24 protein-coding genes and 1 pseudogene are annotated in these 26,455 nt (G+C 70.0%); 17 read left to right on the forward strand and 8 right to left on the reverse strand.

The annotated features are described in order from the left end of the window. Positions 1-6: 6 nt before the first annotated feature. Complete coding sequence (locus tag FCN18_RS01420; protein WP_137092867.1) at positions 7-2,100, reverse strand: PhoX family protein; 2,094 nt, start codon at positions 2,098-2,100, stop codon at positions 7-9. Between the two features lie 190 nt (positions 2,101-2,290). Next, a pseudogene (locus tag FCN18_RS40005) lies at positions 2,291-2,424 on the reverse strand (MarR family transcriptional regulator); the annotation flags it as partial. Positions 2,425-2,491: 67 nt separating this feature from the next. Here FCN18_RS40005 and FCN18_RS01430 point away from each other — a divergent pair. Further along, a complete protein-coding gene (locus FCN18_RS01430) occupies positions 2,492-3,139 on the forward strand; it encodes an HAD family hydrolase (RefSeq protein ID WP_137092869.1) in 648 nt (215 codons plus the stop codon). A 61-nt stretch (positions 3,140-3,200) separates the two neighbouring features. Here FCN18_RS01430 and FCN18_RS01435 read toward each other — a convergent pair whose 3' ends face one another. Further along, the gene (locus FCN18_RS01435) at positions 3,201-4,289 is read right to left on the reverse strand and encodes an inositol-3-phosphate synthase (protein ID WP_112265784.1); all 1,089 of its coding nucleotides are present in this window, start codon (positions 4,287-4,289) and stop codon (positions 3,201-3,203) included. Between the two features lie 53 nt (positions 4,290-4,342). Next, a complete protein-coding gene (locus FCN18_RS01440) occupies positions 4,343-4,885 on the reverse strand; it encodes a PadR family transcriptional regulator (RefSeq protein ID WP_112265785.1) in 543 nt (180 codons plus the stop codon). Positions 4,886-5,138: 253 nt separating this feature from the next. On the opposite strand from FCN18_RS01440, the gene FCN18_RS01445 reads away from it, so the two are divergent. The 3 genes from FCN18_RS01445 (at position 5,139) to FCN18_RS01460 (ending at position 10,050) form a co-directional block, all read left to right on the forward strand. Then, positions 5,139-5,537, forward strand: coding sequence for a DUF5318 domain-containing protein (locus FCN18_RS01445; RefSeq protein ID WP_112265786.1), 399 nt, complete (start codon positions 5,139-5,141; stop codon positions 5,535-5,537). A gap of 524 nt (positions 5,538-6,061) precedes the next feature. Beyond that, entirely contained in the window at positions 6,062-8,443 is a 2,382-nt protein-coding gene (locus FCN18_RS01455) for a transglycosylase domain-containing protein (RefSeq protein ID WP_137092873.1), read from the forward strand. 113 nt (positions 8,444-8,556) lie between these two features. Further along, complete coding sequence (locus tag FCN18_RS01460; protein WP_137093318.1) at positions 8,557-10,050, forward strand: glycosyltransferase family 87 protein; 1,494 nt, start codon at positions 8,557-8,559, stop codon at positions 10,048-10,050. Here FCN18_RS01460 and FCN18_RS01465 read toward each other — a convergent pair. Together FCN18_RS01465 and FCN18_RS01470 are read right to left on the reverse strand one after the other, a co-directional pair. Beyond that, positions 9,939-11,315 carry a glycosyltransferase family 87 protein gene (locus FCN18_RS01465; RefSeq protein ID WP_137092876.1) on the reverse strand — a complete coding sequence of 459 codons (1,377 nt, stop codon included), beginning with the start codon at positions 11,313-11,315 and terminating at the stop codon, positions 9,939-9,941. The two genes, FCN18_RS01460 and FCN18_RS01465, sit on opposite strands and share 112 nt — an antisense overlap. Then, on the reverse strand, positions 11,308-12,078 hold the full coding sequence (locus FCN18_RS01470) for a deoxyribonuclease IV (RefSeq protein ID WP_137092878.1): 771 nt from the start codon (positions 12,076-12,078) through the stop codon (positions 11,308-11,310). The genes FCN18_RS01465 and FCN18_RS01470 overlap by 8 nt, the downstream gene beginning before the upstream one ends. A gap of 100 nt (positions 12,079-12,178) precedes the next feature. On the opposite strand from FCN18_RS01470, the gene FCN18_RS01475 reads away from it, so the two are divergent. The 12 genes from FCN18_RS01475 (at position 12,179) to dnaB (ending at position 21,927) form a co-directional block, all read left to right on the forward strand. Next, the gene (locus tag FCN18_RS01475) at positions 12,179-13,045 is read left to right on the forward strand and encodes a hypothetical protein (RefSeq protein WP_137092880.1); all 867 of its coding nucleotides are present in this window, start codon (positions 12,179-12,181) and stop codon (positions 13,043-13,045) included. Positions 13,046-13,103: 58 nt separating this feature from the next. Continuing rightward, positions 13,104-13,988: a hypothetical protein gene (locus tag FCN18_RS01480; protein WP_228713558.1), complete on the forward strand. Its 885-nt coding sequence runs from the start codon at positions 13,104-13,106 to the stop codon at positions 13,986-13,988. Positions 13,989-14,094: 106 nt separating this feature from the next. Continuing rightward, entirely contained in the window at positions 14,095-15,000 is a 906-nt protein-coding gene (locus FCN18_RS01485) for a hypothetical protein (protein WP_228713559.1), read from the forward strand. 80 nt (positions 15,001-15,080) lie between these two features. Beyond that, positions 15,081-15,413 carry a 30S ribosomal protein S6 gene (rpsF, locus tag FCN18_RS01490; protein ID WP_112265796.1) on the forward strand — a complete coding sequence of 111 codons (333 nt, stop codon included), beginning with the start codon at positions 15,081-15,083 and terminating at the stop codon, positions 15,411-15,413. 7 nt (positions 15,414-15,420) lie between these two features. After that, on the forward strand, positions 15,421-15,906 hold the full coding sequence (locus tag FCN18_RS01495) for a single-stranded DNA-binding protein (RefSeq protein ID WP_112265798.1): 486 nt from the start codon (positions 15,421-15,423) through the stop codon (positions 15,904-15,906). 35 nt (positions 15,907-15,941) lie between these two features. Beyond that, entirely contained in the window at positions 15,942-16,190 is a 249-nt protein-coding gene (gene rpsR, locus FCN18_RS01500; RefSeq protein ID WP_110334232.1) for a 30S ribosomal protein S18, read from the forward strand. A 14-nt stretch (positions 16,191-16,204) separates the two neighbouring features. Then, positions 16,205-16,660, forward strand: a complete 456-nt coding sequence (gene rplI, locus FCN18_RS01505; RefSeq protein ID WP_112265800.1) for a 50S ribosomal protein L9 — start codon at positions 16,205-16,207, stop codon at positions 16,658-16,660. 241 nt (positions 16,661-16,901) lie between these two features. After that, the gene (locus FCN18_RS01510) at positions 16,902-17,261 is read left to right on the forward strand and encodes a hypothetical protein (RefSeq protein WP_170200490.1); all 360 of its coding nucleotides are present in this window, start codon (positions 16,902-16,904) and stop codon (positions 17,259-17,261) included. Beyond that, the gene (locus FCN18_RS01515) at positions 17,258-17,857 is read left to right on the forward strand and encodes a DUF3558 domain-containing protein (RefSeq protein ID WP_137092884.1); all 600 of its coding nucleotides are present in this window, start codon (positions 17,258-17,260) and stop codon (positions 17,855-17,857) included. The genes FCN18_RS01510 and FCN18_RS01515 overlap by 4 nt, the downstream gene beginning before the upstream one ends. Before the next feature lie 6 nt (positions 17,858-17,863). Then, entirely contained in the window at positions 17,864-19,261 is a 1,398-nt protein-coding gene (locus FCN18_RS01520) for a PPE domain-containing protein (protein WP_137092886.1), read from the forward strand. Positions 19,262-19,297: 36 nt separating this feature from the next. Then, positions 19,298-20,095: an ESX secretion-associated protein EspG gene (locus tag FCN18_RS01525; RefSeq protein ID WP_137092888.1), complete on the forward strand. Its 798-nt coding sequence runs from the start codon at positions 19,298-19,300 to the stop codon at positions 20,093-20,095. Between the two features lie 446 nt (positions 20,096-20,541). After that, entirely contained in the window at positions 20,542-21,927 is a 1,386-nt protein-coding gene (gene dnaB, locus FCN18_RS01530; RefSeq protein WP_112265809.1) for a replicative DNA helicase, read from the forward strand. Positions 21,928-21,930: 3 nt separating this feature from the next. Here dnaB and FCN18_RS01535 read toward each other — a convergent pair whose 3' ends face one another. Beyond that, positions 21,931-22,302: a hypothetical protein gene (locus tag FCN18_RS01535; RefSeq protein WP_112265811.1), complete on the reverse strand. Its 372-nt coding sequence runs from the start codon at positions 22,300-22,302 to the stop codon at positions 21,931-21,933. Between the two features lie 160 nt (positions 22,303-22,462). Between FCN18_RS01535 and FCN18_RS01540 the strand changes: the two genes are divergently transcribed. Further along, on the forward strand, positions 22,463-23,251 hold the full coding sequence (locus tag FCN18_RS01540; protein WP_137092891.1) for a dioxygenase family protein: 789 nt from the start codon (positions 22,463-22,465) through the stop codon (positions 23,249-23,251). Between the two features lie 73 nt (positions 23,252-23,324). On the opposite strand, the gene FCN18_RS01545 is transcribed toward FCN18_RS01540, so the two are convergent. Beyond that, entirely contained in the window at positions 23,325-26,324 is a 3,000-nt protein-coding gene (locus FCN18_RS01545) for a hypothetical protein (RefSeq protein WP_206077785.1), read from the reverse strand. Positions 26,325-26,455 lie beyond the last annotated feature (131 nt).

Below are 26,455 nucleotides of genomic sequence, written 5' to 3' on the forward strand. Positions count from 1 at the left end.
TGCCGCCTACCGGACGCCGATCTTGCCCGCGCCCCGGCGGCCCTTCTTCCACACCGCGACGACCGAGGGACGCGGGTTGGCCGAGCCGCCGTCGGGCCAGTGCGACTCGGGGTTGGCCGCTCCGGCGCCCTCACCGGGGTGCTGCACGGCGACCAGCACGAGGTCCTCGGTCACCACGGGACCGCAGGTCTCCGCACCGATCGGCACCGTGAGGAACTGCTTGACCTGGCCCCGGTTCGGGCCGTCGACGGGCACGGAGAACAGGCCGTCGTTGGAACCGAGCGCGTTGCCGTCGGTGGAGACCCACAGGTTGCCGTACGGGTCGAACGCCACGTTGTCCGGGCAGGAGATCGGGCTGACCTGGTCCTTCGGGAAGCCACCGAAGTAGGTGTCCGCCGTGGCGGGGTCACCGCAGACCAGCAGCAGCCGCCACGAGAACTTCGTCGACGCCGCGTCGCCGCGGTCCTCCTCCCACTCCAGCACGTGCCCGTTGCGGTTGCCGTTGCGCGGGTTGGCCTCGTCGGCTGCGGCCTTGCCCGCGGCGCCACGGTCGCTGTTGTTGGTCAGCGCGGCGTACACGCGGCCGTTGACGGGGTTGGCCTCGATGTCCTCCGGCCGGTCCATCTTCGTGGCCCCCACCTTGTCGGCGGCGAGGCGCGTGAAGATGTAGACCTCCTCGGCGGTGAAGCCATCCACAAAGGACTTGTCGCCGCTGGCCAGCGGGATCCACTCGCCGTAGCCGTCGAACTCGCCGTCGGAGGGCAGCTTGCCGGTGCCGTCGATCTCGCTCGCCGGGCTGTTGCCGGTGAACTTGGCGACGTAGAGCGTGCCGTCGTCGAGCAGGGCCGAGTTGTGCCTGCGAGCGTGGGCGCTGGTGCCCTTCTTGTACTTGCCCTTGGAGACGAACTTGTAGATGTAGTCGAAGCGCTCGTCGTCACCGGAGTACACGGCGACGCGGTTGTCCTTCGTGATCTTGATGTTCGCGGCCTCGTGCTTGAACCGGCCGAGCGCGGTGTGCTTGATCGGCTTGCTGTTCGGGTCGTGCGGGTCGATCTCGACGACCCAGCCGAAGCGGTGCACCTCGTTGGGCTCCTGCGCGACGTCCCACCGCTTGTCGAAGCGCTCCCACTTGCGCGTGCTCGCGGCGCCGCTGAGGCCGTAGCGCCTGAGCCGCGCGGCCGCGACCGGGTCGGTGACCGTGCCCGCGTTGGCGAAGTACTGGTTGAAGTTCTCCTCGCCGGAGAGCACGGTGCCCCACGGCGTGACGCCGCCCGCGCAGTTGTTCTGCGTGCCGAAGACCTTCCGGCCCGTCGGGTCGGCCGAGGTCTTGAGGTAATCCGAACCGGCGGCGGGACCACGGACCTCGAACTCGGTGTCCATCGTGATGCGGCGGCTGTACCTGCTGGGCACGACCTTGAGGCCACCGCGCGGGTCACGCACGGCCTGCACGACCGAGAGCCCGTGCGCGGCCCAGGCGATCTTCACCTGCTCCTCGGTGGGGTTGTTCGGGTCGTACGTCCCGGCCGGGAACATGTCGGTCTCGGTGGTGTACTCGTGGTTGACCACGAGCAGGTTGCGCCAGCCACTGCCGTCCTGCGGGATGAGGCCGACGAAGTCGCAGTTGTAGCCGAACTGCTTGGCCTGGCCCGCGGCGGTCTGCTTGTTGAAGTCGAAGCGGGGAGCGCCGGGCAGCACCGGGTCGCCCCAGCGGATGACGACCTCCTGCTCGTAGCCGTCCGGAATGATGACGGCGTCGGCGCTGTTGGGCGCCACCGGGTCGAAGTCGGTGCCCGGCACAGGGCGGCCCGGCTTGCCGGGCTGGCCGCGGCCCGCGAGCGCGGGCGGCACGGTGGGTGTGGCGGCGGCGGTGCCGGAAAGCGCGGCGAAGCCCGCTGCGGCGGCGGTCATCACGGCGCCCGCGCGCAGCGCGCCACGGCGCGACAAGACGTTTCTCACCACGTCGCCGAAGTACTCGTTGTCGGATTCATTGGGCGCCGGGTGCGCGCACGCGTTGCCGCATCGGTACTCACAGGTCACCGGCGACCGGCCGGAACGGTGAGAGGTCAGCAGGGGAAGAAGACGCCCGGGCTCGACGGACACACGGCCTCCAGTTCACTCAGTCAGGGGAACGCGTGTGACGTTAAGTGCCGAAAGCAAGCCGAGACGGTCGTGGAGGTGAACGCCGGGCGAACGGCTTGATCGTTACGACTCTTCATCCACCGGCGCCGCCTCGATCGACAGCAGGCCACCCGCGAGCGTAACAGCACAGCCGCGACGAGGAACGGAGACTGCGGGTGACCAGTCCGTCGCGTTCGAGGCGGGCGACGACGTCGGTCACGGACGGCAGGCGGACGCCTGCCAGCTCCGCGAGCGCGCTCATACGGCACGGCCCGCCCTGATGAGCTCGGCGAGCACCGATCCCTGCACTTGGGCAGGCTGACAAATTACTTAGCTACGCGAAGCAATTTGGCACACACGTAGGCTGCGGGGCATGGACGCCGTGGTTTTCGATCTCGACGGAGTTCTGGTGGACTCCGAGCAGCTGTGGGATGAGGTACGCCGCTCGGTGGTCGCCGAGCACGGCGGCACCTGGAAGGAAGAGGCGACCAGGGCGCTGCAGGGGATGAGCACGCCGGAATGGGCGCGCTACCTGGTGGACGAGCTGGGCATCCGGCTGTCGGCGGAGCAGGCCGCGGAGACCGTGATCGGTGAGATGGCCAAACGCTACGAGGGCGGACCGCCCGTGCTGCCGGGCGCCGAGGACACGGTGCGTGCCGTTGCCGACCGGTACCCGGTGGCGATCGCCAGCTCCTCGCCGCCGTCGCTGATCGAGGCGTTCCTCACCGCGGCCGACCTCGTCGGCGTGGTCCGCGTGGCCGTGTCGAGCGAGCAGGTGGCGAAGGGCAAACCGGAGCCGGACGTCTACCTTGAGGCCGCGTCACGGCTCGGGGTCAAGCCGGCGGCGTGCGCGGCGGTGGAGGACTCGACCAACGGCCTGCGTGCCGCGCTGGCCGCCGAGATGACCGTGATCGGGATGCCGAACCCGCACTTCCCCCCGGACCCGGAGGTCCTGGCGAAGGCCGCCGCGGTGCTCACCGACGTGACCGAGCTCCCGGAAGCGCTCCGCCGACTGCAGTGAAGGCCACCTTCACTGCGTTGAACGCAGGCATGGTGGCCTTCACTGCATCCAGGGGAACGGGTCAGCGCTCCACTTCGCCTGCGATGAACTTCTCCACCGAGTCGCGGGCGGTGGAGTCGTCGTACTGCACCGGCGGCGACTTCATGAAGTAGGACGACGCCGAGAGCAGCGGGCCGCCGATGCCGCGGTCCTTGGCGATCTTCGCCGCGCGCACCGCGTCGATGATGATGCCCGCCGAGTTCGGGGAGTCCCACACCTCGAGCTTGTACTCCATGTTCAGCGGCACGTCGCCGAACGCGCGCCCCTCGAGCCTGACGTAGGCCCACTTGCGGTCGTCCAGCCACTGCACGTAGTCCGAGGGGCCCACGTGGACGTTGGCCTTGCCGAGGTCGCGGTCGATCTGCGAGGTGACGGCCTGCGTCTTCGAGATCTTCTTGGACTCGAGCCGCTCCAGCTCCTTCATGTTCTTGAAGTCCATGTTGCCGCCCACGTTGAGCTGCATGGTGCGGTCGAGCTGGACGCCGCGGTCCTCGAACAGCTTCGCCAGCACGCGGTGTGTGATGGTGGCGCCGACCTGCGACTTGATGTCGTCACCGACGATCGGCACACCGGCCTGCTCGAACTTGGCGGCCCACTCGGGGTCGGAGGCGATGAACACCGGGATGGCGTTGACGAACGCGACACCGGCCTCGAGCGCGGCGGTCGCGTAGAACCGGGCGGCCTCGGTTGAGCCCACCGGCAGGTAAGCGACCAGCACGTCGGCCTGCGACTCGCGCAGCGCGGCGACCACGTCGACCGGCGCGTCGTCGGACTCCTTGATGGTCTCCTGGTAGAAGCGGCCGAGTCCGTCCAGGGTTTGCCCACGCAGCACCGGGACGTTGAGCGGCGGGACGTCGCAGATCTTGATCGTGTTGTTCTCGCTCGCCAGGATCGCCTCGGACAGGTCCTGCCCGACCTTCTTGGCGTCGACGTCGAACGCGGCGACGAACTCGACATCCCGGACGTGATAGTCGCCGAACTGCACGTGCATCAGGCCAGGCACGCGCGAGCCCGGGTCGGCGTCGCGGTAGTAGTGAACACCCTGGACCAGCGATGCCGCACAGTTGCCGACGCCAACGATGGCCACCTTCACGCGGCGGTTCTCGCCCATGCCGGTATCTCCCTTAACTCGTGTTCGGTGTGTAGGTCTCGCCGAGCCGCGGCCTAGTTCTCCGTCTTGTTCTGCTCGGCTTGTTCGTGCGCGATCAGCTCGTTGAGCCAGCGCACTTCCCGTTCGCTCGCCTCCAGCCCCAGCTGATGGAGCTCTCGGGTGTAGCGATCGATCTTCTCCTCGGCCCTGGCCAACGCTGCCCGAAGACCTTCGCGGCGCTCCTCCACGCGGCGACGACGACCCTCCAGAATCCGCATCCTGACGTCGGCGGGTGTCCTCGAGAAGAACGTCAGGTGGACACCGAAGCCCTCGTCGTCCCACGTCTGCGGTCCGGCGTCGGCAAGCAGCTCGGCGAACCGCTCCTTGCCCTCCGCGGTGAGCTTGTACACACGTTTCGCCCGTCGGTTCCACCCGGTGCCCGGGTCGACGGCCTCCTCGACGATCCATCCGGCCCGCAGCAGCCGACGCAGCGTCGGGTAGAGCGAGCCGTACGAGAACGCCCTGAACATGCCGAGGGTCTCGTGCAACCGTTTGCGCAGCACGTAGCCGTGCATGGGTGCCTCGTGCAACAGCCCGAGAATCGCGAACTCAAGCACGGCGCACCCCCTCCGGGAACGAAACGACGCCATCCGGCGTTGCCGCTGGGGTACCCCGGATGACCTTGGTCAACCTACCGGCCCATTATATCGAGCCGATACATCTGAGTGGCGCAGCTAACCGCCGGATCACCCGAAACCTGCCCAAACTTCACCCGAGCGTTATCTTTTCCCCGGCGTGTCGTGCCAGCCGTGATCACCACTGGGCAGAACGGCTCATGGCCAACCCGCGCGGAACACGTACTCTGTTGAGGTGCGAAACCAGCGGCAGGTCGTCGACTACGCGCTACAGCGCCGTGCGCTGCTGGCCGAGGTCTACTCCGGCCGGGTCAGCACCATGGACGTCTGCGACGCCACTCCTTACCTGCTCAGGGCTGCCAAGTTCCATGGTCAGCCCAGCAAGTCCTCGTGCCCGGTGTGCCGCAAGGAGGCGCTCACGCTGGTCTCGTGGGTGTACGGCGACGAGCTCAAGCACGTCGCGGGTTCTGCCCGCGCACCTGAGGAACTCGAGCGGATGGCCAACCTTTTCGGCGAGTTCACCGTCTATGTTGTGGAAGTTTGCCGGTCGTGCGGCTGGAACCACCTGGTGCAGTCGTACGTCCTCGGTACTGGAACAACGCACCCACGCTCACGGAGGACCGCAGGTCAGTGACGGCAGACACGGGATCGATGGAAACAGAATCCCGCCGCGCACAGAGGGTCGGTCCGCAGAACGGCGTACCCCGACGCGCCGATCTGGGAGGGTCTTGAGTGAACGACCAGGGAAATCATCGCTGGCCGGGGGAGGAACCCGGCCGCGGTAGACACGGCAGGCACTCGTCCGGCGGCGACGGTAGCCCGCAGTGGCCCACCGGCGACGAGCCGGCGAGGCCCCCTCGGCAACCGAGGCAGCGCCCCCCGCAGCAGCCTCAGCGGCCGCAGCCGCAGTGGCCGGCCGGGGACGAGCAGGGCCAGGCGCCGCGCTGGCCCGGTGAGCCCGGTCGGCAGCCGCCCCGCCCGCAGGGCGGCAGGCCAGGTCCGGCGCAGCCCCCGCCCCCGCCCGGCCGCAGGCAGCCTGGCCCTCCCCCGCCCGGCGCACGCCCTCCCGGCGGTCCGCAGCAGGCAGGCAACCGGCAGCAGCCGCCGCGCCAGCCGCAACGTCCTCCACGACGGCCCCAGCCGGAGCAGCCGACCGGCATGGTCGCGCCCGTCGGCGTGCCCCACGAGGAGCAGCGCGAACCAGAGCTGATCACACACCGCGCGCACAACGGCACGGGCCGCGACGACCACGGCTACGACGATGACGGCTACGACTCCCGCGGCTGGTCCGATGAGGACGAAGCCCGCTTCCGGGAGGCCGGATTCGACGACGACGGCGAGGACGACGTCGACGCGAAGGGCAAGAAGGTACTGACGCCCGCCGAGCGCAAGAAGCGGCGATGGCGACGCATCCGCAGGTCCCTCTACGCCTTCGTCGGCATCTTCTTCGTCCTGCCCGCGATCGCGTTCGCCATCACGTATCTGCTGGTCGACGTGCCCTCTCCCGAGGAGGTCGCCGCGGATCAGGGCAAGGTCGTGACCTTCTTCTACGCCGACGGCAAGGAGATGGGCCGCGACATCCCCGCCGACGGCGGCAACCGCATCCACCTCAAGCCGCACCAGATCACGCCGACCGTCCGGCACGCCGTGTACGCGGCCGAGGACGCGACGTTCGAGACCAACTCGGGCTTCGACATCACCGGTATCGCGAGGGCGGCGTGGAACCAGCTCACCGGCGGCGTCGGCGGTGGGTCGACCATCAGTCAGCAGTACATCAAGATGGCGACCCAGAACGACGAATACTCCTACACGCGCAAATGGACCGAGCTCGTCAAGGCGTTCAAGATGAACAACGAGCAGTCCAAGGACCAGATCATCACGTCCTACCTGAACACCATCTACTTCGGACGTGGTGCGTACGGGATCGAGACCGCGGCGCAGGCCTTCTTCGGCAAGCACGCCGAGGAGCTCAACGCCTCCGAGTCGGCGCTGCTCGCCGGCCTGATCCAGCAGCCGGGGCGCTCCGAGAACCTGGAGGTCGCCCAGCAGCGTTGGAGCTACGTGATGGACCAGATGGTCGCCAACAAGTGGATCACGCAGGCCGAGCGGGACTCGGCGAAGTTCCCGACCCCGATCCCGCTCGAGCAGTCCAAGCCCGACGCGATCACCGGCCCGGACGCCTACATCGAGCAGCGGATCAAGGCCGAGCTCGAGGCCAAGGGCTACCCGGAGGAGAAGGTCCAGGCCGGGGGCTACAAGGTCTACACCACGATCGACAAGCGGGCGCAGGAAGTCGCCAAGCAGACCGTGAACGAGGTGATGGAGGGCCAGCCGGAGGAGCTGCGGCAGGCGCTCGTGGCCGTCGACCCCAAGACCGGCGGGGTGCTCGCGTACTACGGCGGGCCGAACGAACCGGGCGTCGACGAGATGGACTGGGCCAACCAGCAGCGCAACCCAGGGTCTTCGTTCAAGCCGTTCGACCTGGTGGCGCTGTTGCAGAGCGGCAAGGGCCTCGGCGAGGTCTACGACGGCAGCTCGCCGAGGACGTTCGGCAACAGCGTCATCCGCAACTCTGAGAACGTGCAATGTCCGCAATGTACGGTCGCCGAGGCGATGGAGCGCTCGATCAACACGGTGTTCTACGACATCGTGCTGAACGAGGTGGGCGTGCAGGCGGTCGTCGACGCCGCGCTCGCGGCGGGCATCCCCGAGGACGACGGCGGCAACCGGCCGACGATGGCCAACGCGGACGGCAACATCGCCATCGGCGGTGGTAGCACCGTGGTGACCCCCACCGACATGGCGGGCGCCTACGCCACGTTCGCGGCCAACGGCATCCAGCGCGACACCCACTTCGTCTCCAAGCTCACGACCGCGGACGGCGAGGTGCTCTTCGACGAGACCACGCCGGAGGCAACCCAGGGCGAGCCCGCGTTCTCCTCGGACCCCGAGGAGAGCAAGCAGATCGCGGGCAACGTGACGGAGTCGCTGGAGCCGGTGCTCTCCTACTCCGACCTGACCTGCGCGGGCGGCCGCGACTGCGCGGGCAAGACCGGTACCCACCAGTACGTGGACCCGGAGGGCAACAAGTCGGTCAATGAGAACGCCGAGGCGTGGATGGTCGGCTACACGCCGCAGATCTCCGCCTCGGTGTGGGTCGGCACGGGCTACAACAAGCCGATCCGCGATGCCGACGGCAGCCTCATCTACGGTTCGGGGCTTCCCGGCGAGCTGTGGAAGCAGTTCATGGACACCTACCTCGAGGGCATGCCGGAGGAAGAGTTCGAGGAGGTAGAGCCGATCGGCAAGGTCCCTACCGCGCCGGAGCCGGACGATTCGACGCCGACTCCGGAGTACACCCCGACCCCGACGCCGACGCCCACCCCCACGCCGACCCCGACTCCCACCCCCACGCCGACTCCGACCGAGGAGACAACTCCAACGGACGACACGGAGACGGAGACGGACGACCCGGGACCGGGCCTCCCGACGTGGCCGAACCCAGGGGACGACGACGGTCGGAATCCGAATAGCGGCTGACCGAAGGCGGCGGGCACCACGAGTGCCCGCCGCCTTCGTCATGCGCGGCACGTAACATGCGGCCCGTGCCCAGCGATAGTCAGGATTCGCCGTCGACACCGACGCCAGACTCGATGTCGCTGGACGCCGGGCAGCGCGTGTACCCGAGCCGGACCGAGCCGTTGGTCGCCACGGCCACCCGTCCGCTTGGCGGCCCGCTGGGCGAGCACGCCGCCGTGGGAAGGCACTGGTTCTGGTCGCCGCTGAGGGTCTGCCTGCTCCTCGCGGTGCTGGCGCTCACGCTGGGCTGGTTCGGCAAGGCCGCGTGCATCCAGCAGTTCGTCAACGACCAGGGCCAGGCCGAGCTCGACTGGCGATCGGGCAGGCCCTACGTCGCGATGTGCTACTCCGACGTCGTGCCGCTCTACACCGCGGAACGGCTGGACCGGGACGACACGTTCCCCTACGCCACGAGCTGGGTCGAGAACGAGGGCACTGACCGCGAGCAGGTGCGGTACATGGAGTACCCCGTGCTCACGGGGCTGTTCCAGTGGGTCAACGCAAAGCTCGCGCACGCCTGGGACGACGTCGCCGCGGCGGGCTGGCTGCCGGGGGCGCTCCCGGTGGCCGTGTACTTCAACATCACCGCGCTGTTCCTGGCGGCCGCCTGGCTGATCACCGTGTGGGCGGTGTCCCGAACGGCGCGCCGACGACCGTGGGACGCCGCGCTCGTCGCGGTGTCCCCACTCGTGATCGTCCACGCGTTCACCAACTTTGACACGATCGCGGCCGCGTTCGCCGCGACCGGTCTGCTCGCCTGGTCGAGACGAAAACCCGCGCTGGCCGGGCTGCTGCTCGGGATCGGCGCCGCGGCGAAGATGTACCCGCTGCTGTTGCTCGGCCCGTTGCTCGTGCTGTGCCTGCGCGCGGGCAAGCTGCGCGAGTGGACCACCACCGCGCTCGTCACGGCGGGCACGTGGCTGGTGGTGAACCTGCCGTTCATGCTGTTCCTGCGGCAGGGCTGGGAGGAGTTCTTCCGGCTCAACACCGAGCGCGGCATGGACCCGGACTCGATCTACAACGTCGTCTCCCACTTCACCGGCTGGGTGGGCTTCGACGGCCAGCTGGCCCACGGCCAGACACCGTCGTGGCTCAACACGGTGAGCGGTGCGCTGTTCCTGATCTGCTGCGCGGGGGTCGCGTACCTCGCGCTCACGGCACCGGTGCGGCCGCGGCTGGCCCAGCTGTGTTTCCTGGTGGTGGCGGCTTTCCTGCTCACCAACAAGGTGTGGAGCCCGCAGTACTCGCTGTGGCTCGTGCCGCTGGCCGTGCTGGCGATCCCGCGCTGGCGGCTGCTGCTCGGCTGGATGCTGATCGACGCGCTCGTGTGGGTGCCGAGGATGTTCTACTACCTGGGCACCGACAACAAGGGCCTGCCGGAGGACTGGTTCCTCGGCACGGTGGTGGTGCGCGACCTGGCGGTGATCCTGCTGGCCGTGCTGGTGATCAGGGAGATCTACCGGCCGTCGGAGGACCTCGTGCGCGCGGGCGGCGACGACCCGATGGGTGGCGTGCTCGACAGGGCACCCGACGTCGTGGTGGTGAGGAAGCCGGTGCGGTCCCGGTAGGGCACCGCCTCGGCGGCCGAGAACGCCACAAAGAGCCCGGCGAGCAGCGCGGCCCTTCCCCACACGCCGATCATCACGGCCTGCGCGGCGAACCCGTCGTAGATCGCGCCGCCGCCGTCGCCGAGGGCGCCGTACCAGCGGAAGATGCCGATACCCATGGCGAGGTCGGCCAGCAGGTAGGCGAACACCCAGCCCCACCGCACGCGCACGAGCGCGAACATCGGCAGCAGCCACAGCGTGTACTGCGGCGAGTGGACCTTGTGCAGCAGCAGGAAACCGCAGAGCGCCGCCGCGCACACGGGCAGCAACGGGTAGGCGCCCTCGGCGACCCAGCGCCGCCAGCCGAGCAGGCAGGCGAGCGCGAGCGACGCGAGCACGAGCAGTGGCGATGCGATGTCGGCGAAGGACTGGAACGCCTCGTCGTCGGCGAACAGCGGCCGCACGCCCCAGAACCACACCGAGTTCGTGGTCGCGTCGACGGCGCGCTGCCCCTGGAACTCGAACGACGCCCACCAGCCGTCGAATCCGGCTATCGCGAACGGGAGGTTGGCGGCGATCGCCGTGCCCGCCGAGATCGCGGCGACGCGCACCGCGCCCCGCACGTCCCGCCCGCGCTCGGTGAACACATAAAGCGCGAGCGGCACCACGAACAGCGCCGGGTACACCTTCACCGCGAACCCTGCTCCGAGCAGCACGGCGGCCCAGCCCGCGCGCCGCTCCAGCGTCCCGCGCCCCTGGTACAGCACGAAGAACGCGGCGACCGAGCACGCCACCGCCAGCAGATCCCAGTTGTGGAACGCGTACAGCACCAGCGGTGGGCCGACCGCCCACACCAGCGCCCGCCAGCCGGCGAGCCTGCCCAGGAGCCACGCCGTCACCAGCCCGAACGGCGCGAGCAGCAGCGCGGAGTACAGCAGGAACTCGGCGTCGTTGTCCGCGAACGCCGCGCCCGCCCACACGACCAGTCCCGTCAGCACCGGGTACTCCAGCGCGCCGCCGACGAGCGTGCCGTCCTGGAGGTCGCCGTGCACATAGGGGAACGTGTGCTGGTCGACGTCCCGGCCGATCCAGAGGAACTGGATGTCGGAGTAGCAGACGTCGAAGTAGTTGCGCTCCGAGTAGTTGGGCGTGCTACGCCCTGAGTCGTCGAACTCCGGCCCGGTGCAGCGGTACTTGTTGACCAGTCCCAGAGCCAGCGTGGCGCCGCACAGCAGCAGGATCACCACCAGCTGCGCGCGGCGCTCGGAGCGGGCGGCGCTAGGCAAGCCCGTGCAGGAACTCGATGTCGGCGGCCTGGCCTTCGGCGGGCGTCTCCACGATCACCGGGGTGCCTGCCGACTTGGCGACCTCGGCGAGCAGCGCGGGGTCGATCGTGCCGTCGCCGCCGACCACGTTGGCGTGCCGGTCGCGCTGGGAGCCGAACTCGTCGCGCGAGTTGTTGAGGTGCACCAGGTCGATGCGCCCGGTGATCGCCAGCACCCGCTCGACGGCGGTCTCCAGGTCCCAGCCCGCCGCGTAGGCATGGCACGTGTCGAGGCAGAAGCCTGCGCCGAACTCGCCGACCGCGTCCCACAGCCTTGCCAGCATGTCGAGGTCGCGAGCCATGGCGTTCTCGCCGCCCGCGGTGTTCTCGATCAGCAGCGGCACACCGAAGCCGCCCTGCTCGGCCTGCCGCTCGAAGAGCTTGCGCCAGTTGGCGATGCCCTCCTCGGGGTCCTCACCCCTGCGCACGTGCCCGCCGTGCACGACGAGCCCCTTCGCGCCGACCTCGGCGGCGCCGTCCGCATGCTGGGCCACCGTCTTGCGCGACGGGATCCGGATGCGGTTGTTCAGGGACGCCACGTTGAGCACGTACGGCGAGTGGATGTAGACGGTGACGCCGGCCGGGGCGAAGTCGTCTGCCTGCGGATGCCGCTGCGGCTTCTTCCAGCCCTGCGGATCCGAGAGGAAGAACTGCACGGCGTCCGCGTTCCGCTCGCGGGCCGCGGATAAAGGGTCGTCGTCACGGACGTGGGCGCCGATGAGCATTTCTCGAGGGTAACGATTCGCGGCGGCCTCCATCGAGTACCGTGATCGTGTCCTACGCATTTGACTGGGGTCACACACAGAGCGTGAAGGCGAGGAACTCATGGGGTCTGGGTTTCAGCGGCGCGTCGTCCGGCTCGGCGCGGTCGGTGTCACGCTGACCACAACCGCGCTGCTGCTCCTGCCCGGCACGGCTCTGGCCGAGGGCGAGGAGGGCTCAGTGGTGGTCGGGGAATGCGACGCCACGCTCAAGGGCGAGGACGGCCGGCCGCTCACGGTCGACCTCGGCGCCGCCGTGAACCAGCCGGGCCTGCTCGACATCGGCCTCGGCTCCGAGTCCGGCGCACTGCTCTCGCTGCCCGTGAAGGAAGCGCTCGACGGCCTCGGCCTGAGCGGCGCGGACGTGGTGGTGAACCCGCTCGGGCAGGTCTGCGACACCACGCAGACCACCGTGAACGCCCTGAGCGCACCCGTGCGGGAAGTCGTGCCGAACCCCGCTCCCGAGCAACCAGAGGAGCCCTCGCCGGAGGACCCGGAGGATCCGGAACAGCCCGGCCCTGGCGAGCCGGATCCCGGTGAGCCCGCGCCAGGCGACCCCGGGCAGCCCGCGCCGGGCGGCGGCGACGGCGGCGAGAACGGCCCCGGCGGCGCCACCGGCTCGGACGGCGGCAGCGGCACGTTCACGCCGTCCCCTGGCTACACCGTGCCGATCAACGCCTTCGCCCCGCTCGGCCCCATCGAGGTGCCCCCGGTGCCGTCGATCCCACCGCTCGCGCCGCCACTGGCCCCCGGCGCCCAGCCGGACGGCGGCAACGTGCCCGAGGTGAACACCACCAGGGACTCCGGCACCGCCCACGCGCTGCCCGCACCCGACTCGCCCGAGCGGCTCCCTCTGCTGCTCGCCGTGGTCGCCCTCGTGCTCGTGATCGCGGGACTCGCCCGCTCCTGGCTGCGCCGCAAGGCCGTCTGAGCCGCGTCACGTCCGCCCGACTGGTTCGTTGCTTATTAGAGCGAACCGGGAGGCAGGCATGCGTAGGAGCACCGGCAGGGTCGCCGCTATGGGGACCGCCGCTTTCGTGCTGGCAGGCACTGCGGCGCTGGCCGCGCCCGGAGTGGCGACGGCGGAGACCAAGACGGTGCCGTGCGGCAGCACGGTCACGGCGGCACCCGGCGACCACATCCGGGGCGTCACGCTGCTCGGGCTCACGCTCGACCTCGGAATCGTCACCGAGGGCATCAGCTCCCTGCTCAACGGCGTCTGCCGGGTCACCGTGAACGTCGTCGACACCGCGGTCGCCCCCGTGCCCGGCGTCGGCCAGCCCGCCGCGAGCGCCGTGAACGGGGCCGTCGAGGGCGTGACGGGCACCGCGAACGACGCGGTCGGCACGGTCACCGGAGCGCTGTCCAGCGCCGGCGGCACCGACCCGGCTCCGCAACACCCGCCGCATCAGCCGGCGCCGCAGCAGCCCGGCACCCGGCCCGCGCCCGCGGGCAGCCCCGGCGCCGCACCCGAGCGACAGGGCGGTATCCCCGCGCCCAACAGCCCCGTCCTGGGCGGTTCGGCACTGCCGGGCGCGGCCTGGCTCGGCTACAGCACCGCGTGGGCGCCCATGCGCGACTACACAGGGCTGCCGATGGCGACGCCCGGGCTGTTCTCGATGTCACCCGGCGTCCGCTACGGAGGGCAGATCCCTGGTTACTCGCCGCAGTTCGGCATCCTCGGCGAGGACAGCGGCAACGCCGCGGGCGGCGACGACGGCGTCCGCAACGCGGGCCAGGCAGACGCACTGCCTGTGGGTTCCGGAGGTATCGCCGACGCTCCCGCGCTGCCGATGCTGCTCGCCGTGCTGACGCTCTCGGGGGTCACCGCGGCGCTCGTGCGAACCTGGGTGCTGAGAAGGGCAACCACGTAGCGCGTTCTCGCGTATCTTCTCCGGTGACCTCTCGTTACCTATTTGACACGGTGCCAACTTCGGAGGGACAGCTCCTGTGCGGACCATGCCGACCGCTCTGTCACGGATGACTCGGAAGGTGCTCACCACCGCTGCCATCGCCGCCGCGATCACCGGTGGTTCGGTGCTGACCGCGGGCACCGCCTCGGCGGCCATCCCGTCGGCGGAATCGTGCACCGCCGCGGTGACCGGCCCGATCGGCGAAGTGGTGACCGTCAACGGGGCCGCGGTGAAGGACCTGGTCAAGCGCGGCGCGCAAGAGGCCAAGTCGATCATCGTCGTGCACGACCTCACGATCTGGCCCGATCACCTCGCCCGTGAGATCGCCAAGGAGACGCTCACCGTCGGCTCCGTGCCCGACGCGCAGGGCGGCAACGTCAGCGGCGCGGTGATCGGCACGGCCGTCCGCAACGCGTTGAAGGACGAGGCGGGCCTGGGGGCGCTGAACTCGACGAAGCAGAAGACCCTCGACACGATCGCCAACAAGGTCGCCGGAAACTGCGGGCTCTCGGTCTTCGCCTCCAACTACGTCGCCCCGACCACGAACCCGCCCGCCTCCCAGCCGGGCGCGGCACCCACGACCGCACCAGGCACGCCCGCAGGCAGCCCGGCGGCGGCCCCCGGCGTGCCGATGGGCAGCGGTGGTGCCGCCGTGCCGCCTCGCGACTACAGCGGCCTGCCGGTCGCGAGCGCGCCGAACGCGCCGAGCGCGGGCATCGCCGTGCCGCCCGGCCTGCGCTACCCGCCGTCGAGCGGGGTGCCCGGCTCGGCCGAGTTCGGCATCCTCGGCGCCGACACCGGCAACGGCGCCGACACCGGACAGGCCGACGTGCGCAACGCGGGCAACGCCGACGCGCTCGCCGCCCCCGCCTCCGCGAGCCAGGTGCAGCTGCCGATGCTGCTCGCGGTGGTCGCGCTGGCCGGCGTCACAGCCGCGCTGGTCAGGACCTGGGTGCTGCGCAGGGCCACCTGACCACCCCGTAGACTGACCGACTGGCAACCCTCCTGTCACGGATCGTCCGTGACCGCGAAGCCCATAGGAGGTGAGTGGTTGTGTCACGCCATTACGAGGTAATGGTCATCCTCGATCCCTCGCTCGACGAGCGTACGGTCGCGCCCACGCTGGACAACTTCCTCAACGTGATCCGCAACTCCGGCGGCAGCGTGGAGAAGGTCGACGTGTGGGGCCGCCGCAGGCTCTCCTACGAGATCAAGAAGCACGCCGAGGGCATCTACGCGATCCTCGACCTGCGTTCCGAGCCGGACGCGGTCAAGGAGCTGGACCGTCAGCTGTCGCTGCAGGAGACCGTGCTGCGCACCAAGGTCGTGCGTCGCGAACTGCCGCGGGGCACGAAGGCCGCCCAGAAGATCGCCGCGAAGGCCTGATGCGCTGATGGCCGGAGACACCGTCATCACAGTGGTCGGCAACCTCACCGCCGACCCGGAGCTCCGCTTCACGCCGTCCGGTGCGGCCGTCGCGAACTTCACGGTCGCGTCCACGCCGCGCACCTTCGACCGCCAGACCGGCGAGTGGAAGGACGGCGAGGCCCTGTTCCTGCGCTGCAACATCTGGCGGCAGGCGGCCGAGAACGTCGCCGAAACGCTGACCAGGGGCGCCAGGGTGATCGTCCAGGGCAGGCTCAAGCAGCGTTCGTTCGAGACCAAAGAGGGCGAGAAGCGGACCGTCGTCGAGCTCGAGGTCGACGAGATCGGCCCCTCGCTGCGCTACGCGACCGCCAAGGTCAACAAGGTCAGCCGCGGCAGTGGCGGCGGCGGTGGCGGCTTCGGCGGTGGCGGCTCGGGCGCACCCGCCGACGACCCGTGGGGTTCCGCGCCACCGGCAGGTGGCGGCGGCTTCTCCGACGAACCGCCCTTCTAGACATAACCACGAGAACAGTTCCCCAGGAGTAGACAGTGGCGAAGCCACCCGTTCGTAAGCCGAAGAAGAAGGTCTGCGTGTTCTGCAAGGCCGAGAAGCAGGGCCACCCGGAGCACATCGACTACAAGGACACCAACCTGCTGCGGAAGTACATCTCCGACCGCGGCAAGATCCGGGCCCGCCGGGTCACCGGCAACTGCAGCCAGCACCAGCGTGACATCGCCATCGCGGTCAAGAACTCCCGCGAGATGGCGCTGCTGCCCTACACGTCCACCGCTCGCTGAGAAGGGAGTCAGACATGGCGAAGATCATCCTGACGACCGACGTGGCGAACCTGGGCGGCCCCGGCGACATCGTCGAGGTCAAGGACGGCTACGCGCGCAACTACCTGCTGCCCCGCGGGTACGCCATCACGGCGACCAAGGGCGCGGAGAAGAACGTCCAGACCATCCGCAGGGCGCAGGAGAGCCGTCGCATCCGCGACCTCGACCACGCCAAGGAGGTCAAGGCGACACTGGAGGGCCTCGGCGCGGTCCAGCTCTCCGCCAAGGCCGCCGAGGGCTCGAAGAAGCTCTTCGGCTCGGTCACCACGGCCGACATCGTCGGTGCGATCAAGGCGGCGGGCGGCCCGCTGCTCGACAAGCGCACCATCGAGCTCGGCGAGCACATCAAGACTCTCGGCAAGCACTCGGTCAGCGCCCGGCTCCACCCGGACGTGACCGCCGACGTGCGCATCGAGGTCACGGCCAAGTAGCACGCCTGCTTCACTGATGGCGGGATCCCTTCTGGGGGTCCCGCCATCGGCGTTTCCGGGGGAACTCGTTCGCACTCGCGCACGTCTGAGTGAGCGGACGGGCGGGGTGCGCTTGACGAGCACTCGGCGCCCTGAGGAAACTTAATCTTCACTGAGGGTGAAGGGGGATCGGCGGGCGATGCTGGACGCGGTTGGTGGGGTCGGTCGCGCCGTGGGAGGCGCTGCCAGCAAGGTCGTGACCATGGCCGCTCCGAAGGTGGCGGGCGCTCCGGCGCCTGCGGCCGGAGGCGGCTACAAGTTCAAGGCGGACGAGCTCGAGAGCGTCATCCAGCGCTGGGAGGACCTGCGCGACGCGCTGAAGACCGACGAGCGTGACGCCGAGCGCATGGCCCACGTGCAGGGCCCCGGCCGCGAGTTCGCGAGCGGTGACTTCGCCAACCTCGCCAACCCCTCCGGCAGGGCGTTCCTCGAGGCCAACCAGCGCATGCAGAAGTACGTCACGCAGTACATCGATGCGCTGCGCAAGGCCAAGGAGAGCATCAGCACGCAGGAGGAGCAGGCGCAGTCCGATGTGGCCAGAGCGGGTGAGCAGTCCGCATGAGCATGCGTCAGCGAGCGGGTCTGGCACTCGCCGTGCTCGCGGCGGCCACCACGCTCGGTGCGTGCGGCGGAGGTGAGGAACCGGAGCAGAGTCCCACTCCGTCGCCGTCGGCTCCCTCCAGTCCGGCTCAGGCGGCGCCTCCGGTCAGCGAGCCGCTCGACGCCACGTCGCTGGTGTCGGACCCGTGTGCGGCGCTCTCGCCCGCGGACCTGTCCGAACTCGGATTCGCCGAGGGCCGTCAGGAAGCAGCCGCCGGTGCCGAGAACGCCACGGCGTGTGTGTGGGAGTACGCGGCGGAGAGCGGCAACCGCGTCGATCTGTCCGTGGTGACCGAGAACGAGAACGGCCTCTCCGCGATCTACGAGCAGCGCTCCCGCAACGACTACTTCGAGGAAACCGAGATCGCCGGTTACCCGGCCGTCCACACCGCGACGATCGACAACCGCACCGACGGCGGTTGCGGGCTCTGGGTCGGCGTCGACGAGAAGACCACGCTCTTCGTGCTCACCAACTTCGACTACGGGCCCGAGGTCAGCGACCCGTGCCCGGTCGCCGATCGAGTGGCGGAAGCCACCATCGCCACACTGAGGGGTTGATCCGACATGGTGCTCTTCCTTGTTCCGATAGTCGCGGGCGCCGCGACGTATGGCGCCGCGACGCAGAACGAAGCCGGCAGCTACTCGGGCGGCGACGGCAGCCGCACGATCGACGCGTACCAGATCTGGGAGCAGGTCACGACCGGCCCCGGCGCGGGCTCGATCAACGAGGGTCAGATCTCGGCCAACACACTGCAGCGCGTCTACCAGGACCGGGTCACGCAGATCGACGAGCTGAACCGGGTCATGGACCAGGCGTGGCAGGGCGAGGGCGCCGACGCGGCACGCTCCGGTGCGCATCCGCTCAAGGAGTGGATGCAGGACTCTGGCGACAAGCTCCAGGAGAGCGACCGGGCGCTCGGTGAGCAGAGCGCCGCGTTCGAGACCGTGTACTCGCGGGTGCAGCCGATCCCCAAAGAACCACCGGAAAGCGGCTTCCTCAACGACATCACGCCGTGGGAGACCGACACCGACCGCGCGATCAACGACTACAACACCAAGGCGCAGGCCAACGTCGACGCGTTCAACGAGTACTTCAAGGCCAGCTCCGCCAACGGCGAGAGGCTGCCGACGTACTCGGCGCTCGACGGTGAGGTCGGCGACGTCAACGTAGACGAGAACGGTGGCGGCGACGACGAGAGGAAGCCGGGAGACGGAACGGACAAGCCGGGTGGCTCCGGGGACGGCGACGGCACCGGTGGCGGTGGCAGCGGCGGAGGCGGCGACTACTCCGGCGGCGGCATCCCGGGCGGCATCGGCGGTCCCGGTGGTGGCGGTTCCTACGGGGGCGGCGGCAGCGGTGGCGGCGGTAGCTACGGCTCCGGTGGCGGCGGCACCGGCATTCCCGGCATAGGTGGCCCCGGCGGCTACGGTTCGGGTTCGGGTGGTCCCGGCTCGGGCTCGGGTGGCTACGGCTCCGGCGGCTACAACGTCCCGGAGTGGGACGACACCACCAGCTCCTCGGGATACTCCTCGCCGAAGGTGCCCTCCGCGGACTTCTCCACCAGCGGCTACACGCCGAGCGGCTTCGGCCCCGGCGGTGGCGGCGGTTCGGGTTCCGGCTCGTACAGCGGCGGCGGTGTCGGCGGGATCGGCGGTTTCGGCCCCGGCGCTGCGGCGGGTGGCGCCGGCGCGCCCGGTTCCGGCTCGACGACGGGCTCGGCGCCCGGTGCGGGCTCCGGCGCGGGCCGCATGGGCGGCGCGGCGATGGGTGCCGCGGCGGCAGCGGGCGCGGCGGGCCGTGGAGGCATGGGCGGCATGCCGATGGGCGCGATGGGCGGCGCGGGCCGCGGCGGCCAGGGCTCCGACGACGAGGAGCACCAGTCGAAGTTCCTCGTCGAGGAGGACGGCAACTCGCTGTTCGGCACCGACGAGCTCACCGCACCGCCGGTGATCGGCGAATAGGCCGCTGGGGTTGAACAAGAGAAGAGGGACACGACGGTGCTGGACCAGCAGGTGACCTTGACGACGGGCACGCTGCTCAACCTCATCCGCCGACGGGGGGCCGAGCCGCACACGGTGCTCGCAAGCACGCCGGTGTGGGAGGACGAAGGCGCTCGGCGGGCGGCCGACGAGCGGGCGAACCTGGAGTTGCAGGGGTACGGGCTGTACGGGCGGGGTGGTCTGCACAGCGGGCTGCAGGCCACCATCGAGGCGGTCGCTCGGCCGTCGCTCGAGTACTACGGCTGGATCAACGGCGGCCATGACGGCCAGCCGCTGAACTACACCCTGCTCGCCGGGTCCGCGGGTGGGGAGGCGTTCGTGCTCGCCCGCAACACCGACCACGAGGGCGTTGTGCTGGCCTCCATCCGGCCCGAGGAACTGCTGGACAATTTCGTCGCGCAGATCCCCCGGCTGGCGCCTGGTCGCGGCCAGGCGCTGCGCGTGCCCAAGAGCCAGGTGACCGGGGGCAGGCGCCGTTCGGACTCCTACGGGGACGGTTTCTCCGTCATGCAGAGCGCGGCGCCGAGCCCCGCGGGTGCCGAGGCCGACGAGTTGCGCCGGGTGCTGGGCCTGCCGAGGCTCGGCGGGGGCAGCCTGTACGTCGCGGCGCGGAGCCGCAGCGGACGGCGCGAGCGCGTCGAGCGGCCGCTGAACTACATCGACACGAGCGAGGGCCGCTGGCTGACCGAGGAGGTGCCCGGTTCCGGCGAGCCGTTGATCGCGTTCACGCCGGGCAGCCCGCAGGCCATCGTGGAGCGGCTCCGTCACCTCGGCGGCAGGCTGCCGGTCGGCTGAGTGACCCCCACGTGCCCACCCGTTCAGCCGAACGGGTGGGCACGTCGCGCTGCGTAGCTCCATCCACAGGGCTTGTGCGGACCTGGTGACAAGCACCATGTGCGACACGCCGAGTGAGGAGTTCGACGCGACACGCCGTCCCGGGCAAAACTTGTTTCTCCACACCTTGCACACAGGGATTGACCAGGGGTTTTCATGAAGTACCCACCGTTCATCCCCAGGTTGTACACAGGCTTTCGCGCGCTTGTGGCTCGTTGGGCGGCTCCGTCAACAGGTTGTCCACAGGAGCGTCCCCAGGCCGGATTGCACTCGTCCTTCCGAGCGATCTAGCGTTCTCCGGCGACCACGGGAACGCGCTGCGCGATGAACCCGCGAACCGGTCGCCGGATCCGATACACTCGAACAGATGTTCGAGTCCGACTCACACCGAGGAGGTGCCTGCACCGGTGGCGATCACCGACGACCGCAGCCCCGCTTTCGCCTCGTCCGGAAATGGCGGCGGGTTCGATCGTCAGCCGCCACAGGACGTCGCGGCGGAGCAGTCGGTACTCGGCGGCATGTTGCTGTCGAAGGACGCGATCGCCGATGTCGTCGAGGTGCTGCGCCCCGGTGACTTCTACCGGCCCGCGCACCAGGCCGTGTACGACTGCGTCCTCGACCTCTACGGCCGGGGCGAGCCCGCCGACCCGATCACGGTGTCGGCGGAGCTGGAGCGGCGCGGCGAGCTGAGCCGCGTCGGCGGCGCCCCGTACCTGCACACGCTGATCGCGACGGTGCCCACCGCGGCCAACGCCGGGTACTACGCGCAGATCGTGGCCGAGAAGGCGATCCTGCGTCGCCTGGTCGAGGCGGGCACACGGATCGTGCAGTACGGCTACGGCGCGGACGGCACCGACGGTGGCGACGTCAACGAGGTGGTCGACCGCGCGCAGGCCGCGATCTACGAGGTCACCGAGCGGCGGACCAGCGAGGACTACATCGCGCTGGAGGAGCTGCTCCAGCCGACCATGGACGAGATCGACGCGATCGCGTCCCGCGGCGGCACCGCGCAGGGCATCCCCACCGGATTCGCCGACTTCGACGAGGTGACCAACGGTCTGCACCCCGGCCAGATGATCATCGTGGCCGCGCGGCCCGGTGTCGGTAAGTCGACATTGGGCCTGGACTTCGCGCGGTCGTGCTCCATCCGGCACGGCATGACCAGCGTGATCTTCTCGCTGGAGATGAGCCGCACCGAGATCGTGATGCGCATGCTCTCCGCCGAGGCGCGGATCCGGCTCGCCGACATGCGTGGTGGCCGCATGTCCGACGACGACTGGACCCGGCTCGCCAGGCGGATGAGCGAGATCAGCGAGGCGCCGCTCTTCGTCGACGACTCGCCGAACCTGACGATGATGGAGATCCGCGCGAAGGCCAGGCGGCTCAAGCAGCGCAACGACCTCAAGCTGATCGTCGTCGACTACCTCCAGCTGATGACCTCGGGCAAGCGCGTCGAGTCCCGGCAGCAGGAGGTGTCGGAGTTCTCCCGTGCGCTCAAGCTGCTGGCCAAGGAGCTCGAGGTACCGGTGATCGCGATCAGCCAGCTGAACCGTGGCCCGGAGCAGCGAACCGACAAGCGCCCGATGCTCGCCGACCTGCGTGAGTCCGGCTCGCTGGAGCAGGACGCCGACATGGTGGTGCTCATCCACCGTCCGGACGCGTGGGAGCGCGACGACCCGAGGGCGGGCGAGGCCGACCTGATCCTTGCCAAGCACCGTGCCGGTCCGACCAGCACGATCAGCGTCGCCCACCAGCTGCACTACAGCCGCTTCGCCGACCTGGCGCAGGAGTAGCCCTCACGGGATCGCGAGGCCGGCGCCGCGCAGCGCCTCCTCCACCCGCAGCCGTTCCACGTCCCGCTCGATGCCCTCGGGCACCGCGTCCAGGCGCTGTGGCACGTCGACCGCACGGCACGCCTGCACCAGCAGCGCGTCGTAGGCCTGGTACGTCGCGCGTCTGCGCAGCATGGGTGCGTCGGGAGCCAGCCCCACGAGTGCGCGGTGCACGCGGCGCAGGTCGGCGGCCAGTCGCTCGACGGGCACGGCACTGGTCGCAGGCGGGCGCCTGCGGTTCCACTTCTCGATGAGCCGGGGGATGCGCAGCACCGCCCAGAACGTCGCGGACGGAAACAGCACGACGCCGAGATAGATCAGGATGTTCCCGACCATGTCTCATGGTAGGCACCGGCCCGGATCGGGAAGCGCACCTTTTCAGTCGGCTGTCCGCCCGTGCCTGCACCTGCTCGCGAGCGGCGACTGGACGAGACCCCTTCGCATCCGGCGGGAGTAGCGTAGACTGATAGTTGAACATTCAACGTTGGAGTTCGCGATGCCAGTTCACACCGACCGGATGCCGGTGCTCTACCTCAGCCACGGCGCACCCCCGCTCGCCGACGACGCGACGTGGACCAGGCAGCTCGCCGACTGGTCGGCAGACCTGCCGAAGCCCACGTCGATCCTCATCGTCTCCGCGCACTGGGAAGAGGCACCGCTCACGATCGGCGCCACCACCACCGTGCCGCTCGTCTACGACTTCTGGGGCTTCCCCGAGCACTACTACCGCGTCCAGTACCGGGCACCAGGCGCACCCGAGCTGGCAACGCGAGTGCGCAAGCTCCTGCACAGCACCGAAACGCCCGTGCATCACGCGCCGGACCGCGGCCTCGACCACGGCGCCTACGTGCCGCTCGTGGAGATGTTCCCCGGCGCCGACGTGCCCGTGCTCCAGGTGTCGATGCCCTCGCTCGACCCGGTCCAGCTCTACGACCTCGGCCGCAAGCTGGCTCCGCTGCGCGACGAGGGCGTGCTGATCATCGGCAGCGGGTTCTTCACCCACAACCTCCGGGCCATGCAGACGGTCGACGGGGTCAACGGGGCGCCACCGGCGTGGTCTGCCGAGTTCGACCACTGGGGCGCGCAGACGCTGGCCTCCGGCGACGTCGACGCCGTGCTCGACTTCCAGCACAAGGCACCGGCCGCGCAGCTCGCCCACCCCCGCACCGAGCACTTCGCACCGCTGTTCGTCTCGCTCGGGGCAGGCGAGGAGGGGAGCGCGGCGCGCACCGTGATCGACGGCTACTGGTACGGGCTCGCCAAGCGGTCCGTCCAACTCGGCTGAGGCAACGACAAAAGGCCGGGCCAGGGAGACCTCGTCGTCTCCCTGGCCCGGCCTGGTTTCAGCTAACCGCTCGTCAGCGGAGCGCGGCGCCGTCCAGCACGCCCGAGATGGTGCCCTGGACGGAGTCCAGCGACGCCAGGTCGGCCTGCGGGGTCAGCGAGCCCGCGTCCAGCGAGGGCAGGGCGGGCAGACCGGGCAGACCGGCCAGCTCGTTGACCTCCGGCAGCGCGGGCGCGCCCGGCAGCGCGGTCACGTCGGGCATGCCCTGGACCTCCGGCAGCAGACCGATGTCGGCACGCTCAGCGCGCGACAGCGGCGTCTCCATCGGCAGCTGGTTCAGCTGCGGCAGGTCGGTCGGCAGATCCGTCGGGAGGTCCGTCGGCAGCTCCGAGACGCTGGGCAGCGACCTCGGCAGCGTCGGCAGCCCCGTGGCGGGCAGCTCGTCGCCGGTGATCGGCAGGTTGATCTGCGGCTCCTCACCGGCCACCGAGATGTCCGTGGCGTTCTCGGTCGTCGACGTGGCCACCGCGACCAGCGCCAGCGGGATGTCGTAGACCTGCGCGAGCACGCCGATCGGCAGCTGGCCGTCGAAGCCCGAGAGCGCGTCCATCGTGCCTGCCGTCGTGGTCTCGCCACCCACCGTGCCGGTGGTGTCGTTGTCGGCGACGGCGTGCGCCACGCCACCGACCGAGCCCGCCACGCCGAACACCTGCGCGACCGCGGCCACCGGGACGTCGAAGATGTCGCCCGACAGCGCGCCACCGACACCGGAGGTCTCGATGTCGCCGCCCGAGGTCACCTCGGTCGTGTTCGCACCCTCGCCGGTCGCGACGGCGGTCAGGCTCGCGGCGGAGCCGAAGACCTGCGCGATCGGCAGCGCCTGAGCGCTCACCACGTCACCGGCGATGGAGCCACCGTCGCCGTTGGTGGTGGTGTCGCCACCGGCCTCCGACACGACGTCGTTGGTCGACTCGCCCGAGGCCACGCCGACCCAGCTCGCACCGAGGCCGAACACGGTCGCCGCGGCGCCGGCCGGAACCTGCACCACGTTGCCCGCGATGGAGCCGCCCTCACCCGTGGTGGTGGCGTCGCCGCCCGCCTTCGAGTCGAGGAGGTTGTCGCTCTCGCCACCGGCGTTGCCGATCCAGCTGCCGCCGATGCCGTGCACCTGGACGGGCAGCGACACCGGGACGAAGCCGATGTTGCCCGCGCCGGTGCCCTTCTTGCCGTTGGCCTTCACGTTGCCGCCGGCCTCGGAGATCGTGTCCGCCGAAGCCTCGCCGAAGCCGTTGCCGATCCAGGTGCCGCCGATGCCGAACACCTGCGCCGGGAGCGACACCGGGGTGGAGATGAGGTTCGCCGCGGCGAATCCGTAGTCGTCCTCCGTGTTGCCGCCGCCACCGGCCTTGACGACCTTGGTCTCCTCGGCGGTGCCGACGCCCTGGCCGATCCAGCTGCCGCCGACGCCGAAGACCTCGGCGGGCACGGCGAGCGGGACCTGAACGATGTTGCCGGAGCCGGCCGAGTCGTTGCCGCGGGTGCCGTTGTAGCCACCGGCGTCGACCGTCTTGTCCTCGGTCGCGTGGCCCGAGGCGTTGCCGATCCAGCTGCCGCCGATGCCGAAGGCCTCGACGGTGGAGGCGATCTGGCCAGCGGCGGTGTTGCCCGAGAGGAACGAGCCGTCACCGTTGGTCAGGTTCTCGTCACCGGCGAAGGCGCTCGTGGTGTTCTCGTGGCCCTTGGCGTGCGCGTTGCCGATCCAGGTGCCGCCGATGCCGAAGGCCTCGACGGGAAGCGCCACCGGCAGGTCGGCGATGTTGCCGGAACCGGCGGCGTTGCGGCCGCTCGTGTACGACGGCCCACCGGCCTGCATCTCCGCCTCGGAGCTGGTGTCCTCGGTGGTGGAGTTGCCGATCCATGCGGCTGCGGTGCCGGTGACCGACGCGAGCAGCGCGCCCTGCGGCTGCACGATGTTGCCGGCGAGGAACGAGTCGTCCCCGTCGGTGGAGATGTAGGCGGGCTTGCCGCCGCGGTCGCCGGGGATGTCACCCGCGGTGGCCTCGACCTCGGAGGAACCGGTGGCGTCGGCGTCGCCGCCCCACGACACGGCGTCGTTGGCGACGCGGACGGGCAGCGCGATCGGCGCGCCGACCACGTTGCCGGTGCCCGCGCCCTTGGCGCCGTGGGTCTCGATGTAGCCACCCGACTCGGCTTCGCTCTCGGCGTCGAAGTCGCTCTCGGCGTGCGCGAGGAACCAGCCGAGCGCGTTGCCCGACAGCTGCACCGGGGTCGCGAACTGCGGCGCGACGACGTTGCCGGCGAGACCGCCGTTGGTGCCGTCGGTCTCGATGTCGCCGGTGGTCTCCGCGCTCTGCGACGCGCTGCCCGACGTCTTGCCGCTGCCACCGAGGCCACCGGCATTACCGGAGATCTGGACCGGCAGGGCCCAGTCGAGGTTCACGACGTTGCCGGCGAGGCCGCCGCCCGCGCCGTTCGTGCTCACGTCGGTGTTGTGGGCGTAGGACTGCTCGGCGTCGGAGTGGACCTCCGCGTTGCCGAGGACGCCGACCGCGTTGCCGGTGATCTGGATCGGCAGGGCCAGGTTTCCGACGATCTTGTTGCCCATGAAGGGGTCGTCGGTCTGCTCGACGGCAGGGAGGGCGCGCTCCTCGGCACGCTGCGGAGCCATCGGAGCCTTCGCGGCGGCCTTGCCGAGCGTCGAGCCGGCCTCGGACACCTTGCTCACGGCCTTGTTCACCGGAGCGGTGGCGGGCGCGGCGACCTTCGCGGCGGGAGCCGCGGCCTTGCTGACGGGAGCAGCTGCCTTGTTCACCACGTCGGTGACCGGCTTGGTGCTGACCTCACCCTCGTGGCCCGGCAGGTTGACCTGCCCGAGCGGCGTGCCGACGGCGTTGTCCTTGATCTGATACGGAACGCTGAGGGTCAGGTCGAGCGGCCCTGCGGGGGCGTCGGGGTCGACCCTCTCGTTGGCAGAAGCGATGCCGGTGCCCAGCATCAGCAAACCACCGGTGACCAGCGCGGTCTGGATTCCGCGCTTCGCCCAGGTCTGCATAGTGAGGTGTTCTCCTTTTCCTTGGTTCCCTTACGGGGCTTGTGCTGCGCTCCGTCGTGGCGCGATTCGGATGGACCGACGGATGCGGGTACGCGGAAGAGACCGCGTGCCGCGGTGGAAAAGCGGGGAAC

Origin of the sequence: Prauserella endophytica, from assembly GCF_005146945.1 — a bacterium.
Lineage (GTDB): Bacteria > Actinomycetota > Actinomycetes > Mycobacteriales > Pseudonocardiaceae > Prauserella_A > Prauserella_A endophytica.

Coding starts and splice junctions, on each gene's coding strand:
- FCN18_RS01430 (WP_137092869.1), top strand. CDS start 2,492: ATGGACGCCGTGGTTTTCGATCTCGACGGAGTTCTGGTGGACTCCGAG.
- FCN18_RS01435 (WP_112265784.1), bottom strand. CDS start 4,289: ATGGGCGAGAACCGCCGCGTGAAGGTGGCCATCGTTGGCGTCGGCAAC.
- FCN18_RS01455 (WP_137092873.1), top strand. CDS start 6,062: ATGGTCGCGCCCGTCGGCGTGCCCCACGAGGAGCAGCGCGAACCAGAG.
- FCN18_RS01460 (WP_137093318.1), top strand. CDS start 8,557: ATGTCGCTGGACGCCGGGCAGCGCGTGTACCCGAGCCGGACCGAGCCG.
- FCN18_RS01470 (WP_137092878.1), bottom strand. CDS start 12,078: ATGCTCATCGGCGCCCACGTCCGTGACGACGACCCTTTATCCGCGGCC.
- FCN18_RS01475 (WP_137092880.1), top strand. CDS start 12,179: ATGGGGTCTGGGTTTCAGCGGCGCGTCGTCCGGCTCGGCGCGGTCGGT.
- FCN18_RS01480 (WP_228713558.1), top strand. CDS start 13,104: ATGCGTAGGAGCACCGGCAGGGTCGCCGCTATGGGGACCGCCGCTTTC.
- FCN18_RS01485 (WP_228713559.1), top strand. CDS start 14,095: ATGACTCGGAAGGTGCTCACCACCGCTGCCATCGCCGCCGCGATCACC.
- FCN18_RS01495 (WP_112265798.1), top strand. CDS start 15,421: ATGGCCGGAGACACCGTCATCACAGTGGTCGGCAACCTCACCGCCGAC.
- rplI (WP_112265800.1), top strand. CDS start 16,205: ATGGCGAAGATCATCCTGACGACCGACGTGGCGAACCTGGGCGGCCCC.
- FCN18_RS01510 (WP_170200490.1), top strand. CDS start 16,902: ATGGCCGCTCCGAAGGTGGCGGGCGCTCCGGCGCCTGCGGCCGGAGGC.
- FCN18_RS01515 (WP_137092884.1), top strand. CDS start 17,258: ATGAGCATGCGTCAGCGAGCGGGTCTGGCACTCGCCGTGCTCGCGGCG.
- FCN18_RS01520 (WP_137092886.1), top strand. CDS start 17,864: ATGGTGCTCTTCCTTGTTCCGATAGTCGCGGGCGCCGCGACGTATGGC.
- FCN18_RS01535 (WP_112265811.1), bottom strand. CDS start 22,302: ATGGTCGGGAACATCCTGATCTATCTCGGCGTCGTGCTGTTTCCGTCC.
- FCN18_RS01540 (WP_137092891.1), top strand. CDS start 22,463: ATGCCAGTTCACACCGACCGGATGCCGGTGCTCTACCTCAGCCACGGC.
- FCN18_RS01545 (WP_206077785.1), bottom strand. CDS start 26,324: ATGCAGACCTGGGCGAAGCGCGGAATCCAGACCGCGCTGGTCACCGGT.